Raw genomic sequence first — 14,869 nt, 5'->3', positions numbered from 1 at the left:
GCCGTGGATACACAGGCAGGTTTGAAATGGCCAAGAAGACAGCCGAACAAACAGCCGAGATTTTATTGAACGATGGAGGAATTCAAATGGATTTTCTGATTATTACTGTGCCTGCTGTGCTGGCACTCTTGCTTGTTGTTGGCCTGGTGCTTGGGCGCTTGTATCGGCGCTCAACCCGCGAGGTTAGTCTGATTAGAACGGGTTCAGGCGGTAAGAAGGTCATTATGGATGGTGGCGTTCTTGTGGTGCCGCTCATGCATGAGGTCAGCCCTGTCAACATGAAAACCCTGCGGTTGGAAGTGAAGCGCGACGGCGAGGCAGCTCTAATCACCCAGGACCGGATGCGGGTTGACGTTGGCGTAGAATTCTATGTCTCGGTCATGGCGACAGCAGAAGGGATCGCCCGGGCAGCCCAGACGCTGGGCGACCGCACCTTTGACGTAGAACAGCTGCGCGAAATGATCGAGGGTAAGCTGATCGACGGTCTGCGTGCTGTGGCGGCGCAAATGACTATGGATGGGCTGCATGAAAATCGCGCCGACTTTGTGCAGGAAGTGCAAAACGCGGTTTCCGAAGACCTGACCAAAAACGGTCTCTCGCTGGAATCTGTATCCTTGACCGCCCTGGACCAGACGCCGTTCGAGGCTTTGGATGAGAACAACGCCTTTAACGCTGTTGGGATGCGCAAACTGGCCGAGGTGATTGCGACATCAAAGATGGAGCGGGCCCAAATTGACGCGGATGCAGATGTTTCGGTGCGCCGTGCGGCGATGGAAGCTCAGCGTCAGAAGCTGTTGATTGAACAGGACGAAGAACAGGCCCGTATTGAGCAAAAGGAGCGGGTTGAAACCCTGCGGGTGGCGCAGGAAGCTGAGATCGCAGCCCGGACCGAGGATTCGGTGCGAGAAACTGAACGCGCCCGGATTGCCCGGGAAGAGGCGATCCGCTCGGCCGAGATTGAACGCGAGCGCAAGATCCGCGACGCTGAGATCCAGAAGGAGCGTGAGCTGGAGGTGGCCGAACAGGAACGTCAGATCATCATCCAGCAAAAGTCCGAAGAGGAAAGCCGCGCCCGTGCCTCAGCTGATCTGGCCCGTGCCGAGGCCACCAAGGCGACTGAAGCGGTTGCAACCGCCCGTCAGGTGGCCGAAGCCGAGCGTGAAAAGCAGATCGTGCTGATCCAGGCCACCCGTGAGGCTGAGCGCCAGGCCACTGGTATTCGTCTGGCCGCGCAAGCCGAAAAGGATGCAGCCGCAGACCGCGCCGAAGCCCGCCGTGAAGAAGCTCAGGCCGAAGCCGACGCGCTCAACATTCGCGCTGAGGCGAAAAAGAACGACATGCTGGCTGAAGCCGAAGGCAAACGCGCCATTGTCGATGCAGAAAATGCCCTCTCGGCGGAGCTGATTGGCATGAAGATTGATCTGGCCCGTCTGGAAGCCATGCCTTCGATTGTCGCTGAAATGGTCAAACCGGCTGAGAAAATTGACTCGATCAAGATCCATCAGGTCAGCGGCATCGGCGCAGCTGGCGGCTCTGGTGGCGCAGGTCAGACCGCGCAGGCCGGGTCTGGTGAAAAGCCGGTTGTGAACCAGGCGCTGGATTCGATCATGGGCATGGCGGTTCAGATGCCCGCACTGAAAAAGCTGGGCGAAGAACTGGGCCTGTCTATGGAAGATGGCGTCAGTGGTATCGCCAGCGCTGCGCTGGGCGCGGAGGCGGCAACGCCTGCAAATCAGGTGCCGCCGATTGTGGATAGTGAGGCAACCGAGGTTGAGCCAGGCGCGTCGGCCTGATCTGCAACTCTCCCATGTCAAACCAAGGGGCCGGAGTTTCCGGCCTTTTTTATTTGCGCTCGCGTGAGCGTTTCAGCAGACGACCAATGGTGAAAGAGGTGCGGGGCGCATAGACATAGCGGGTGCGGTCTTCGACATCCGGTGCGGGGCGCGCCTGCATCCGGGTCAGGCCAAAGATGATCAGCAGGATATGCCCCAGGGCAACAAAGGCAAAGAGCGCCGGTGGCCCATAGCTGCTGATCAAGCTGGAGGCCACATAGGGGGCCGCGATGGCGCCCAGGGCAAAAAAGAACATTAAGGCCGCCGAGAGTTCGACCCGCTGTTCGGAGCTGGCAAAATCATTGGCATGGGCTGAGGACAGCGAGAAGATCGGAAAGGTGGTCAGGCCAAAGAAACCTGCCGCCAGCATCACCCCCAGAGTGCCAGTCTGACTGGCTGCCATGGTGATTCCACAGCTTGCAACCGCTGCTACCGATAGCCAGATCAACACCCAGCGCCGGTCGTATTTATCCGCCAGCCAGCCCATTGGATATTGCGCCAGCGCGCCTCCCAAGACAAAGGAGGCGAGGAAGAAAGCAATCTGGTCCACCGCCAACCCGACCTCCTGGCCATAGATCGGCCCGACCATGCGAAAAGAGGCGGAGCTGAGGGCTGCAACGGTGACGCCTACAACCGCCAGCGGTGAGCAATGCCAGGCCAGCTTGGGGCGCAGGCGCGGCGCTTTAGGGGTCTCGGGTTGGCTGGCGCGCGTCAGGGTGAGCGGCAGCAATGCGGCACAGCACAGCAGCGCCAACATGTTATAAGAAACATAATAGGCCGGTGGCAGCACCGCGATAAACAGCTGTGCGCCCAAAGATCCGCCCATGTCGACCAGCCGATAGGTGCCCATGGCGCGGCCGCGCGTCTCATTGGTGACCTTGGCATTGAGCCAGGCTTCGATCACCGTATAGGCTCCCGCCACGCAGACCCCCGAGGCAATCCGCATCGCGGCCCAGGCATAGGGATCCTCTGTCAACGTATGGCCCAGTAGCCCCATGGCCCCGAGAGCAGTGCAGACAGCAAAGGTGCGCGAATGGCCAATGGTGCCCAACAGGCGCGGTGCCCACCAGCAGCCAATAAAAAAACCCAGAAAATGCGCTGAGCCCAAGAGGCCGATCTGTTCCTTGTCAAACCCCAGGGCAAAGCCCGAGAGCGCATCCAACGGACCAACTCCTCCGGTTGCAAATTGCAACAACACAACAGAGAGGAACAGGGCGGCAAAGGAAATGATCATACGCATGATTGGCACTCAATGCGCTCAGCCCGGGGGGAGCAAGAGGTTTTTCGACGCAAATGTCGCATCCGGCCCGTTGTTGGGGATTTATATCACCTGTTGGAGGCTGGCGCGAATGTCCAGGCGCACAGTGTCACTGACCAGCTTGGGATAGCCCGACGCACCAAAAGCGGCACGGCTGAGACTGCCGCGCAGAGAAAAGTCCAGACGGCTGAGATCCTCAACGGCGCTGCCTGGACGGCGAAAGAGGTCAACGCTTAGCGAGAGGGGGCGGGTGACGCCACGCAGGGTGAGATCGCCGATCACCTCGGCGCCATTGGACAGGCGCCCTTCGGGGCTCAGGAGGATGCGCCGGGTTGCAAAACTGATGGTGGGAAACTTTTCAACATTGAGAACCTCTGGGCTGGTCATAGCCTGGGTGGCAAAGATCAACCCGGTTTTGGCGGCGCTGGCATCCAGAGAAACAGAAACGCGGGTGGCGGCGAGCCGTTTTGGGTTCAGTGCGATGTGCGAGCTGAGAATTGGCATCGTGCCGTTTTGCCAAAAACCATTGAGCTGAAACCCGAATCTCACCTCGGTGGATGCGAGATCCAATACGTAGCCCGGGCTTTCGCTCGCGCCCACTGCCGTGGCCAGTCCGGGGCTCCCGACAAGGCTGATCAAGCCCAAAAGAGTTTGGCGTCGTGAAAGCATGGTCGTGCCCCTGCTGTATCTGGCTGCGCAGATCGCACGGCCCTGCAGAAGCTTAGGCTGATACTGCCGTCCGCACTAGGAGGGTACTGATCACTATTCGGTTTTCGCGCCTCTTTCCATAGGGGAGCGAAGCCTATTGATCTGGGTTGGCCATGGCACAAGAACAGGTGAAGCGTCGGGGGATTTGAATACCGCGCTCGCTTTGGGGGCTCAATTTTCACATGTGATTTTCCGGCCAAAAAATTAAGAGCCGCCCCTGGTCAAATATTCAGCTGGTGCGTGGCACGATGGCGCCGCCTGCTTTTTCCCAGGCGGTAAAGCCGCCCTCGAGATGCATCACCGGTGTCAGCCCCATTTCCATGGCGATTTTTGCACTCAGGGCGGAACGCCAGGCGCTGGCGCAGTAGAAGACATAGGTCTTGTCCTGATTGAACACCGGCTTGTGATAGGGGCTGTCGGGGTCAATCCAGAATTCAAGCATGCCACGGGGACAGGAAAAGGCGCCGGGGATCAGCCCTGTGCGCTGCAGTTCGCGAATGTCACGCAGATCGACAAATACATAGTCAGGATCCTGGGCTTTCTCCTTGGCCTCGTCGATGGACAGGGTGGTGACCAGCTCATTGGCCTCTGCCAGCAGAGCCTTGACGCCCTTGGTGATGTTCTGTGCCATGCTGCTTGTCCTTTGTGCGCGCTTGCTGAAGCGGAATCGCGCTAGGCTCTCTGATTTTACTGGCAAGCACAAGGTCTCGGCGTGGCTCAGGAAGCAATGGCAGAGCCTGGCCTTGCACATGCGCCGGGCCGCGTTAAGGTCGCGTCAGACGAGCAGGCCAGAGGGCGGCTGCAGGAAAGGAATGCGCAATGAAAATGAACCCCTTGGGACGTACCGGCATGCAGGTGTCGGAGCTCTGCCTTGGCACGATGACCTATGGTACCCAGACCCCTGAGGCTGAGGCCCATGTTCAGATCGATACGGCTCTGGCGGCAGGGGTGAATTTCATCGACACCGCCGAGATGTATCCGGTCAATCCGATCGCCAAGGAAACCGTTGGGCGCAGCGAAGAGATTATCGGCACGTGGAATGCCCAAACCGGGCGGCGGGGCGATTACATTTTGGCCACCAAACACTCGGGCGAGGGGCTGGCCGTGGTTCGCGATGGAGCGCCGATTTCCTCAAAGACCATTGCCGCCACCATTGAGGGCTCGCTTAAGCGGTTGCAGACCGATTACATCGACCTCTACCAGTTCCACTGGCCCAATCGCGGCAGCTATATGTTCCGCAAGAATTGGGACTATGACCCCTCGACCCAGAACCGAGAAGAGACGCTGGACAATATGCGCGACTGTTTGCAGGCGCTGCAACAACAGGTCGACAAAGGCAATATCCGCGCCTTTGGGGTGAGCAATGAAAGCGCCTGGGGCACGGCGCAGTGGCTGCGCTTGGCCGAAGAGGGGCAGGGGCCGAGGGTGGCTTCGATCCAGAATGAATACTCGCTCTTGTGCCGGATGTATGACACCGACTTGGGTGAGCTGAGTGTGAACGAGGAAGTGGGGCTTTTGGCCTTTTCGCCGCTGGGCACGGGGCTGTTGACGGGGAAATACCAGGATGGCGTTGTGCCTGAGGGATCGCGTAAAGCGCTGGTTCCAGAGCTGGGCGGGCGCCACAGCCCCCGAGTCTATGGTGCGGTGGCGGCCTATCTGGAGATCGCTGCGCGCCACGGGCTGGATCCTGTGCATATGGCGCTGGCCTGGTGTCGGACACGGCCCTTTATGGCGTCTGCAATTTTTGGTGCAACCCGACAGGTGCAGTTGGAACATATCCTGAAATCGGTAGAGCTGGAGCTGAGCCCGGAGGTGATGGAGGAGATCAACCAGGCCCATCGCGCCCATCCCATGCCCTACTAAGGACAGGGGGAGCTCCCGCCAAAAGAACGCCGCATTAAAATGCGGTGCCTTTTGTTGGGCCCAGCGCCGCGCTGACGCGCGGCGGTTTTCTATTGCTGAGAAGCCCTGAGGGGCAGGTCTGCCCCGCAGTGGCCAGGTTGAGTGTAAAGCCGCAAGCCCCGCCTCAAGGGTGAACCCTGCTGCGCAGGGCCGCTGGGGCGGCCCTTGACCCGAGGCCTGCGGCTGAGCCGCCTAGTGCCTTGGGTCAATGTGTGGTGGGGCGTTGTGGTGACCGGCCTGCGCTGGAGCCAGTGCCCCCAAAGCCGGCGGTACTGAGGCTGGCGCGGCTTTGGCGCAGTTCGCGCGCCGAGGTGCCATGGGCAACCCGGAAGGCACGGGCAAAGCTGGAAGGCGAGGTGAAGCCGGTGGCCAGCGCCACCTCCATCAGTGACAGGTCGGTATCCGAGACCAGGCGGCGAGCCTCGGCGAGGCGCAGGTGCAGATAGTGGTCCTGTGGCGTTGTGCCCAGACGCAGGCGGAACTGCTGTTGCAGGCTGCGCGGGCTGGTGCCCAATCGATCTGCAATGGCGGTCAGGGTCAGGGGCTCGTCCAGCGAGGCCTCCATCAGGGCATTGGCCTTGGCCGTCAGCGCATTGTGTTTGTGCCCGCCAAGACGGCTTTGAGGCCGGGTCGGGGCTGCAGGGCCATCATAGAGGAACAAGCCTGCCACTCGGGCGGCAAAGCTGGCGCCATGGCGGCAGCTGATGATGTGCAGCATCATTTCAATCGCCGGTGTTGCCCCGCCCGAAGTCAGGCGTTGATCGGAGACGGTGAAGCGGTCATTGCGGCAGTCCACCTCGGGGAAGCGGCTGGAGAAGTTCTCCAGATCTTCCCAATGGGTGGTGGCCGGGTGCTGATCCAAGAGACCGGCTTCGGCCATCAACCAGGGGCCGCCATCGATTCCGGCAATGGTGGTGCCCTTGGCCGCGAGACGTCGCAGACCGGCCAGCAGGCTGGGGGTGGCCTGGCGCGCCAGCTGGAAACCGGCCACCACAATCAGCAGTTCGCACTCCTCGAGCCGGGCCAGCGGAAAGCCGGGCACGGTCAGGCCGCTGGTGAGCATCGGGGGCTCCTCCGTGGCACTGACATAGTCCCAGTCAAAGACGCAGCGCCCGGCCAGGCGGTTGGCGGCGCGCATCGGATCAACGGCGGCCGCAAAAGAGAGCGTGTTGCATTCATCAAGCACCAGCACCGCTGTTTTCAGCGGGCGATGTTCGGGTTGCAGGATGTTTTTTGCGGATTTCATCAACTTCGATTCGCCTAGTGTAAACTGTCTGGCCAAATGCTGGGGCAGAGTCGGGTATGAAGCAAATCGGAATCTGGGGAGGAGCCTGGGGATAACTCTAGGCAAAACCCTGTACATCGCGAGGAAAACCAAAATGCCTCTGAATATGAATAAAAACGTCTTTATCACCTGCGCCGTGACCGGGTCCGGGGGGACGCAGGATCGCAGCCCACATGTGCCGCGTTCGCCCGCGCAAATTGCCGAAAGCGCGATTGCCGCCGCAAAGGCAGGCGCCGCTGTGGTGCATTGCCATGTGCGGGATCCCGAAAGCGGCGCGCCGAGCCGTGACCTGGGCCTCTACCGTGAAGTCACCGACCGGATCCGCGACAGCGACACCGATGTTGTGCTGAACCTCACCGCAGGCATGGGCGGCGATATGGTCTTTGGCGATGTTGAGAACCCGTTGCCAGTCAACGAGGCCGGGACCGATATGATCGGGGCCACGGCCCGCATGGCGCATATCGCCGAATGCCTGCCAGAGATCTGCACCCTGGACTGCGGCACCATGAACTTTGCCGAAGCCGACTATGTAATGACCAACACGCCCGGCATGCTGCGCGCCATGGGGCAGATGATGGCGGATCTGGGCGTGAAACCCGAGATCGAAGCCTTTGATACCGGGCATCTTTGGTTTGCCAAAGAGCTGGAGAAAGAAGGCATCCTGCAAAGCCCCGCGCTGGTGCAGCTCTGTATGGGGGTGCCATGGGGCGCGCCCAATGATCTGAATACCTTCATGGCGATGGTCAACAATGTACCGACGAGTTGGAACTGGTCGGCCTTCTCGCTGGGGCGCGATCAGATGGCCTATGTGGCGGCTTCTGTGCTGGCGGGTGGCAATGTGCGGGTTGGGCTTGAGGACAACCTCTGGCTCGACAAAGGCGTGCTGGCTGAGAACTATCAGCTGGTGGAACGTGCGGGCACTATCATCGAGAACATGGGCGCCAAGCTGATGGGACCGCAAGAGGTGCGCGCGCAGCTGGGCCTGACAAAACGCGCGCCTGTGGCGGCGTGATCGAGCGATGCGCAGCCTCTTGAAGAAAGCCACGCAGCACAGAGCTGCGTGGCTTTCATCGACAATGTATGACTCACTCGGCGCGGTGAATGCGGCAGAGAAAGCAATTGTTGCTGGCGCTGCGCAAATCGACAAAGGCGACGTCCGGTCGGGCCAACAGGCTGGTTGCATAGTCGATCAGCTGGCTGCGCGGGGTGACTGCTCCAGTGCCGTAGATGATGCGTTCGTCAGCGGAGTAGCCGCGCAAGATATAGGCCTCGGCCTGCAACATCGCGGGGGGCTCTGGAGCAGGCTGGGCGCGCTCACACTTTTCGGCGCAGAGGAAAATCGGCCCTGTTTCGGAATAGGGGTTGCGGGTTTGAAACGGGCGATGGGCCAGTATCAGATATGGAGCGCCATCGGGAACGTGGCACAGACAATGGCGGCAGGGTACGCTGCCCGCTTCGGCGCTTGGGTGGCGTTCGACCGGATTGCCGTAGGAATCAAGACCCGTGCGATGGATGGTCTCGACGACCTCGCTGGGCAATGCGTGAAATTCAAGTCTCATAAAATGTCTCCTTTCCTGGCTGTAGTGACAGAGCAGTTGCAGGTGAGGCGACCCGAAACATGCGGGAACGAACTATGACTAAAACAGCAGCAATTATCGGTGGCGGTGTTATCGGTGGCGGTTGGGCCGCGCGGTTCTTGCTCAATGGCTGGGATGTGCGGGTGTTTGACCCCGATCCCGAAGCCGAGCGTAAAATTAGCGAAGTGCTGGACAACGCAAGGCGCGCCTTGCCGGGGCTGGGCAATGTGGCGCTCCCTGCTGAAGGCAGCCTGAGCTTTCACGCGGACTTAGCCGAAGCGGTGTCTGGCGCGGATTGGATTCAGGAAAGCGTACCTGAGCGGCTGGACCTGAAGCAGAAAGTCTATGCGGATCTGGAAAAACACTGTGACGCGGATGCCGTGATCGGCTCCTCTACCTCCGGCTTTAAACCCTCCGAGTTGCAAAAGGGTCGGGGGAATGCAGGCCAGATCGTGGTGGCGCATCCCTTTAACCCGGTCTACCTGCTGCCTCTGGCCGAGGTGGTCACAACCGAGGCCAACTCGAAGTTGGTGGTCGAGCGGAGCAAGGAGGTTATTTCCTCCATTGGGATGTATCCATTGCATTTGAAGAAAGAGATCGACGCCCATGTGGCTGATCGTTTTCTGGAGGCCGTCTGGCGCGAGGCGCTTTGGCTGGTCAAGGATGGCATTGCCAGCACCGAAGAAATCGACAACGCTATTCGCTATGGCTTTGGCATCCGCTGGGCGCAGATGGGGCTGTTTGACACCTATCGCGTTGCCGGTGGCGAAGCGGGCATGAAACATTTCATGGCGCAGTTTGGCCCTTGCCTGACCTCTCCCTGGACCAAGCTGATGGATGTGCCAGAGTTCACCGATGAATTGGTCGATCTGATTGCAGGCCAGTCAGACGCGCAGTCGGGCCATCTGTCGATCCGAGAGATGGAGCGTATTCGCGACGACAATCTGGTGGGTATGATGCGCGCACTTGGGGCCAATGACTGGGGCACGGGGGCGCTGCAAAACGCTCATGACAAGACCCTCGAAGGGGAGGCCGGCCTGGTCAATATGATCGGCGAGATCGCGGACCTGAGCCAGCCTGTTCTCACCCAAAGCCGCGTGGTGCCGCTGGACTGGACCGATTATAATGGCCATATGACTGAAAGCCGCTATCTGGATGCCTTTGCGCAGTCGACAGACCGTTTGATGGCGATCATTGGATGTGATGCGGAATATATCGCCAGTGGTGGCAGCTATTTCACCGCAGAAACCCATATCCGCCATATTGATGAGGTGCACGCGGGCCATCCGGTCCAGATCCGGACACGCGTGATCATGGGGGCGGGCAAGAAAATGCATCTCTGGCATGAGATGTATGAGGGCGATCGTCTGCTGGCCACGGGTGAACATATGCTCTTACATGTGGATCTGAAAACCCGGCGCTCCGCACCACCTGCCGCGCATATCGAGGCCAATCTGGTGAAACTGGCGCAGGCCCATGCCGGTCTGGAGGCTCCCGAAGGGCTGGGCCGGGCAATCGGTGCCCCAAGATGAGTGCGGGTCTAAAGCGGGTTCTGGTCACGGCGGGTGGCTCCGGGATTGGCCGGGCCATGGCGGAAGGCTTCGCTGAAGCGGGTTTTCAGGTCTGGATTACTGATCTCAACCCGGAGACCCTGGCCAATCTGCCCGAAGGCTGGCGTGGTACTCTTGCCAATGCTGCGGATGAAGCATCAATGCAGGCGCTGTTTACCGAGATCGCTGAACAGTGGGGCGGCCTAGAGGTACTCTGCGCCAATGCAGGCATTGCGGGGCCGACGGCCCTGGTTGAGGATGTGGCTTTGCAGGACTGGCGTAGCTGCGTCAGCGTCAATCTGGAGGGGGCGTTTTTGGCAGCCAAATACGCCACCCCGATAATGAAGGCAGCCAAGGCCGGATCCATCATTGTGACCTCTTCTACGGCGGGGCAATATGGCTATCCAAACCGGGCGCCCTATGCAGCGGCCAAATGGGCCATGGTGGGGTTGACCAAGACTTTGGCGATGGAGCTCGGGCCCTTTGGCATTCGCGCCAATGTGATCTGCCCCGGTGCTGTTGAGGGGCCGCGCATGGAGGGGGTCCTGGCGCGCGAAGCCGCGGCCAAGGGCATGACACGCGATCAGGTCTATGATGGCTATGCCGTCGGCACCTCGATGCGCAGTTTTGTCGAGGCCAAGGATATTGCCAATATGGCTGTGTTTCTGGGCTCGGATGCAGCGCGCCTGGTGTCAGGCCAGGTGATTGCGGTGGATGGCCATACTGAGAACCCCGATCCCAAGGTCTAGGCGCAATACTTCCAAAACAGGCTCAAGCCGTTGCCACGGCTTGAGCCTGAGCGGCGCGCTGGCGCGCGCCTGACGCTGGGGGCAACGGACGTCTTTGAATGCCACAGCCAGGGGAGAGGCGGGAGCGGTGCTCAGGCTGAGCTGCTGATGGCGGCCTTGAGGGCGCGCAGACGGCCCGAGACCTGACGGGCGGTGATATCGGCCTCGCGCACCAATTGGTCAAAATGACTGGTGAAGGTCTCGATCCGCTCACGGTCGCGGAAGGCGATGTAATGGCTGCCGGCATAGAAGACACAGAGCAGCGGACCAAAGACGGTCAGCGGCGAGGAGAACAACCGTTTGGCATCGAAGAGATAGATCCGCAGTCGGGGGTAGAGCTGAGTGGTGAGCCGCTCAAATTGTTCCAGCTGTTCCAGGCGGATCTCCAGCGGCAGGCCGGAGTAATAGCCGGTGGCATGGGCAAAGCTCTCAAGTTCGTAGATCGGCATGGCGATTTCATAGTCCGACTGTGACTGCCGCATCCAAGAGAGACGATCCTCGGAGGCGCCAATGGCCTGATCCGCTGTGCGGCCCAGATGCGGTGCATATTCCCATTCCAGCAGGGCACGGCTCTTGAGCATATCCGGCAGCGCGGCAGGCACATGGCGGATTTTGTAGCCTGCCGCCTCACGGTGCCAATCAAAGATCTTTTGATCAACCAGCGCCCGCGGCGCTTTGCTGAGGGAGAGGCTGGAGGCCATCAGCGCGGCTGCGCTTTCTGGACGATCCGAGAGCGACAGGAGCCAGTCAGCCGAAACCCCGAGCACCGAAGCGCAGGCGCCAACAACATGGGCATTGGGCAGGCGGGCGCCATCATCATTGAGCAGCTGAGAAATGGTCGAGCGGTCCACTCCAGTGTCGCGCGCCAAAGCGCTTTGGCTGAGGCCACTGTCGCTGAGTGCCCGAATGAGGCGTGTGCGAAACTGTTCGGCACGAAGCCGTTTGTCGATTTTTTGCGGCATATGTAGATTTTTATCACGGATGCTGAGAAAAGTTAACTGTATTCGGAATTTTCCACAGCGTCTCATCCGCCTACTGATTGTCTATCGGCATCAGCAGGAGCACAGCCCATATGGAAACCCGTAAGCGATCCCTTGTTAAGGCCTTGGTCTGGAACGCCATTGGCCTGGCAACCATGGCATTGGTTGGTTTCCTCGCCACAGGATCGTTCAGGCTGGGCGGAACGATGGCTCTGATCAACACGGCTTTGGGCTTTGGTTGCTATGTGATCTATGAACGGGTCTGGACCCGGATCGCCTGGGGACGCAATGGCACTGCGGGGACTGCGTCCCTCAGGCTTGAGCGCCAAGCAGGGCAAACACATGTCTGATCCTCGTCGCGATATTGACTGCCGTAAGGTGATGCCGCGTGGTGTCGAATGGGGCACTCTGTTGCTGATCCTGTTGTGTTACGGGCTTTGGCTCTTGGTGTTGTTGCTACTGCCCGAGGTCAGCCTCGGCCTGACGGTCCTCTGTCTTGGTGGGCTGGCGGCGCTGCATTCGTCGCTCACCCATGAGGCCCTGCATGGGCATCCGTTTCGCAGCCGCCTGTTGAATGAGGCGCTGCTGTTCCTGCCGCTGACCCTGTTTATTCCCTACGGTAGGTTCCGCGACACCCATCTGGCGCACCACCAAGATGAGCGACTGACGGATCCCTATGATGACCCTGAAAGCAATTTTCAGGACCCTGCAGTCTGGGCGCAGATGCCGGGCTGGCGGCGGCGGTTAATGCGAGTAAACAATACGCTGCTGGGGCGGGTGGTCTTGGGGCCATTGTTGGGACAGATCTGTTTTATGGCAGAGGACTGGCATCTGGTGCGGATGGGCGACAGGGGCGTTCTGAGGGACTGGGTCTTGCATGCACTGGGCGTGGGGCTGGTGTTTTCGATTGCCATTGCGACGCCAACGCCGCTCTGGGCGCTTTGCCTTGGGGCCTATATCGGGCTGGCTCTGGTGAAAATCCGTACCTTTCTGGAGCATCGCGCGCATCAGGACTGCCACAGCCGTACTGTGGTGATCGAGGATCGTGGACCGTTGGCCTGGCTGTTTTTGAACAATAATCTGCATATCGTGCACCACCTGCACCCCGGCGTGCCCTGGTATGCGCTGCCAAAGCTGTATCAGGCCAACCGAGACAGCTACCTGGAGGCCAATCAGGGCTATTCCTATCGCAGCTACACAGAGGTCTTTGCCCGCTACCTGCTGCGCAGCAAGGATCCGGTGCCGCATCCGCTCTGGTCTTCCAAGGAGTAGGTCTGCATAAAGGCAATCATGTTGACCTGGATTCCCGTCACGATTGCCGCAGCCACCTTTCAGACTTTTCGCTTTATGCTGCAAAAGGTGCTGAGCTCGGTGACACTGTCGCCCGGGGGCGCCACCTTTGCCCGCTTTGCCTACTCGGCTCCCTTTATCCTCAGCGGGCTGGCAATCTACCTATACTTCAGCGACCAAAACCTGCCCTATTTGGGGTCGCGCTTTTGGGGCTTTGCCCTGATCGGCAGCGTCTCGCAGATCCTTGCAACTGTCTGTGTTGTGGCCTTGTTTAAACAGCGCAATTTTGCCGTAGGGATCACTTTCAAAAAGACCGAGGTGATCCAGACGGCGATTGTGGGTCTGATTATTCTAGGCGATGGCATTAGTGCCTGGGGTTGGGTAGCAATCTTGTTGGGGCTGAGCGCCGTTCTGGTGCTGTCTAAACCGCCCGAGGCCACTGGTGCCTGGTGGTCGCATCTCACCAATCGCGCCTCCAAACTGGGGCTTGGTGCCGGGGTTCTTTTTGCCTTTTCCGCAGTTAGCTATCGTGGGGCCTCGTTGCAGCTGGGCGATTTGGCACCGGTGTTTCGGGCTGCCGTGACCCTGGCCTCTGTGGTCTCGCTACAGACATTACTGATGGTGATCTGGCTGGCCTGGCGTGAAAAAGGCGAGATCACCCGTGTCTGGCAGGCGCGCCGCGTTGCGATCTGGGTGGGGCTGACCAGCCTTGGCGGCTCATTCTGCTGGTTCTGGGCCTTTACTCTGCAAAATGCCGCCTATGTCAAAGCACTGGGGCAGGTGGAGCTCTTACTCTCCATCCTGGCGTCCCTGCTGTTCTTCAAAGAAAAGATCAGCCGCCGCGAAGTGGCAGGCATGGCCCTGTTGGTGCTATCTATTCTGGCGCTGGGACTGGCGCTTTAGACCAGCCTTGCAGTGATATGGAGATTTGACCGGGGCTCAGTCGATCTCGGGCATCGGGTGGCCCTTGAGGCGCAGGAACAGGCTCTCTTCGTCGTTGTTGCAGAAATAGGGCACGCTGGTCGGCGGGTTGCGATCGTGCAACCGGCCAGTGACCTCGGCCAGAACCACCTCGGTGATAAAGGGCAGATCAAAGCTGCGCACCTCGCTCAGAGGGATCCATTGCAGATGCGACAGCTCATCCGAGGCCTGGGAGAAATCATCCAGATCACCGCTGATTTCATCGGCATCAATCAGGAAGAACCGAGCGTCAAAACGGCGCGGGCGACCGGGAGGCGTCAGGGCGCGGAACACAAATTGCAGCGCCCGGGCTGAAGGCAAATGCCCGGTGGCAGCAAAGCCCTGCCAATCGGCGGCAATTTCCTCCTGCCAGTCGCCTGGATGCCCCAGGATCAAGCCGGTTTCTTCCCATAGCTCCCGAATGGCAGCAATTGCCAGGGTGTGATCCAGCCCATCACTGGCCTGTTCCGCAAGGCGGGCGCGACAGACCTCGGGCAGGGGCTGGGCCAGAGGCACAGAGGCATCTGCCAGATCAACCGCGCCCCCGGGAAAGACAAATTTATTGGGCATAAAGGCGGCTTTGGCACCGCGTTGTCCCATCAGGACTTTGGGGCTGTCGCTCATCCGGTCCCGCAGGGCAATGATCGTCGCCGCATTGCGGATCGCGCTGCGGTCTTCGGATGTTACGCCTTGAATTGCTGTATCGCTCATAGACCGGCCTCTCCCGTGTGTTGCTTTT

General features: G+C 59.9%; 15 protein-coding genes. 8 read left to right on the top strand and 7 right to left on the bottom strand.

Annotated features, from left to right (window positions below; all coding sequences use genetic code 11):
* The first annotated feature begins 86 nt into the window (after positions 1-86).
* Positions 87-1,793, top strand: coding sequence for a flotillin family protein (locus tag AN476_RS09260; RefSeq protein WP_054461128.1), 1,707 nt, complete (start codon positions 87-89; stop codon positions 1,791-1,793).
* 49 nt (positions 1,794-1,842) lie between these two features.
* Here the strand turns inward: AN476_RS09260 and AN476_RS09255 are convergent, their stop codons facing one another.
* The 3 genes from AN476_RS09255 to AN476_RS09245 form a co-directional block, all read right to left on the bottom strand.
* A complete protein-coding gene (locus tag AN476_RS09255; RefSeq protein WP_054461026.1) occupies positions 1,843-3,072 on the bottom strand; it encodes an MFS transporter in 1,230 nt (409 codons plus the stop codon).
* Positions 3,073-3,153: 81 nt separating this feature from the next.
* Positions 3,154-3,759, bottom strand: a complete 606-nt coding sequence (locus tag AN476_RS09250) for a YceI family protein (protein WP_054461024.1) — start codon at positions 3,757-3,759, stop codon at positions 3,154-3,156.
* Positions 3,760-4,027: 268 nt separating this feature from the next.
* The gene (locus tag AN476_RS09245; protein ID WP_054461023.1) at positions 4,028-4,429 is read right to left on the bottom strand and encodes a rhodanese-like domain-containing protein; all 402 of its coding nucleotides are present in this window, start codon (positions 4,427-4,429) and stop codon (positions 4,028-4,030) included.
* A 188-nt stretch (positions 4,430-4,617) separates the two neighbouring features.
* On the opposite strand from AN476_RS09245, the gene AN476_RS09240 reads away from it, so the two are divergent.
* Positions 4,618-5,661 (top strand): aldo/keto reductase, encoded by a 1,044-nt coding sequence (locus AN476_RS09240; protein WP_054461021.1) that lies wholly within the window; start codon positions 4,618-4,620, stop codon positions 5,659-5,661.
* Between the two features lie 244 nt (positions 5,662-5,905).
* On the opposite strand, the gene AN476_RS09235 is transcribed toward AN476_RS09240, so the two are convergent.
* Entirely contained in the window at positions 5,906-6,946 is a 1,041-nt protein-coding gene (locus AN476_RS09235) for a GlxA family transcriptional regulator (RefSeq protein ID WP_054461019.1), read from the bottom strand.
* 133 nt (positions 6,947-7,079) lie between these two features.
* Here AN476_RS09235 and AN476_RS09230 point away from each other — a divergent pair, with 133 nt between their 5' ends.
* A complete protein-coding gene (locus AN476_RS09230) occupies positions 7,080-7,997 on the top strand; it encodes a 3-keto-5-aminohexanoate cleavage protein (protein ID WP_054461017.1) in 918 nt (305 codons plus the stop codon).
* A gap of 73 nt (positions 7,998-8,070) precedes the next feature.
* Here AN476_RS09230 and AN476_RS09225 read toward each other — a convergent pair whose 3' ends face one another.
* Positions 8,071-8,544, bottom strand: a complete 474-nt coding sequence (locus tag AN476_RS09225) for a DUF1203 domain-containing protein (RefSeq protein ID WP_054461015.1) — start codon at positions 8,542-8,544, stop codon at positions 8,071-8,073.
* 74 nt (positions 8,545-8,618) lie between these two features.
* Between AN476_RS09225 and AN476_RS09220 the strand changes: the two genes are divergently transcribed.
* Both AN476_RS09220 and AN476_RS09215 read left to right on the top strand, forming a co-directional pair.
* Positions 8,619-10,094 carry a carnitine 3-dehydrogenase gene (locus AN476_RS09220; RefSeq protein WP_054461013.1) on the top strand — a complete coding sequence of 492 codons (1,476 nt, stop codon included), beginning with the start codon at positions 8,619-8,621 and terminating at the stop codon, positions 10,092-10,094.
* Positions 10,091-10,861 carry an SDR family NAD(P)-dependent oxidoreductase gene (locus AN476_RS09215; protein ID WP_054461011.1) on the top strand — a complete coding sequence of 257 codons (771 nt, stop codon included), beginning with the start codon at positions 10,091-10,093 and terminating at the stop codon, positions 10,859-10,861. Before AN476_RS09220 ends, AN476_RS09215 begins: the two co-directional genes overlap by 4 nt.
* 131 nt (positions 10,862-10,992) lie before the next feature.
* Here the strand turns inward: AN476_RS09215 and AN476_RS09210 are convergent, their stop codons facing one another.
* Positions 10,993-11,862, bottom strand: a complete 870-nt coding sequence (locus tag AN476_RS09210) for a helix-turn-helix domain-containing protein (protein ID WP_054461009.1) — start codon at positions 11,860-11,862, stop codon at positions 10,993-10,995.
* Positions 11,863-11,972: 110 nt separating this feature from the next.
* On the opposite strand from AN476_RS09210, the gene AN476_RS09205 reads away from it, so the two are divergent.
* From AN476_RS09205 to AN476_RS09195, 3 genes are read left to right on the top strand one after another with little or no spacing between them, the layout of a single operon-like run.
* Positions 11,973-12,230 carry a DUF2061 domain-containing protein gene (locus tag AN476_RS09205; protein WP_054461008.1) on the top strand — a complete coding sequence of 86 codons (258 nt, stop codon included), beginning with the start codon at positions 11,973-11,975 and terminating at the stop codon, positions 12,228-12,230.
* The gene (locus tag AN476_RS09200; protein WP_054461006.1) at positions 12,223-13,152 is read left to right on the top strand and encodes a fatty acid desaturase; all 930 of its coding nucleotides are present in this window, start codon (positions 12,223-12,225) and stop codon (positions 13,150-13,152) included. Before AN476_RS09205 ends, AN476_RS09200 begins: the two co-directional genes overlap by 8 nt.
* Before the next feature lie 18 nt (positions 13,153-13,170).
* A complete protein-coding gene (locus AN476_RS09195) occupies positions 13,171-14,073 on the top strand; it encodes a DMT family transporter (protein ID WP_054461003.1) in 903 nt (300 codons plus the stop codon).
* Positions 14,074-14,109: 36 nt separating this feature from the next.
* Here AN476_RS09195 and AN476_RS09190 read toward each other — a convergent pair whose 3' ends face one another.
* Positions 14,110-14,841: an NUDIX hydrolase gene (locus AN476_RS09190; RefSeq protein ID WP_054461001.1), complete on the bottom strand. Its 732-nt coding sequence runs from the start codon at positions 14,839-14,841 to the stop codon at positions 14,110-14,112.
* Positions 14,842-14,869 lie beyond the last annotated feature (28 nt).

The sequence above is a fragment of the Phaeobacter sp. 11ANDIMAR09 genome, from assembly GCF_001294455.1.
In the GTDB taxonomy this organism is placed as follows: Bacteria; Pseudomonadota; Alphaproteobacteria; order Rhodobacterales; family Rhodobacteraceae; genus Pseudophaeobacter.
The sequence above is the reverse complement of the archived record's forward strand: the minus strand, read 5'-3'. Positions and strand labels throughout refer to the sequence as shown.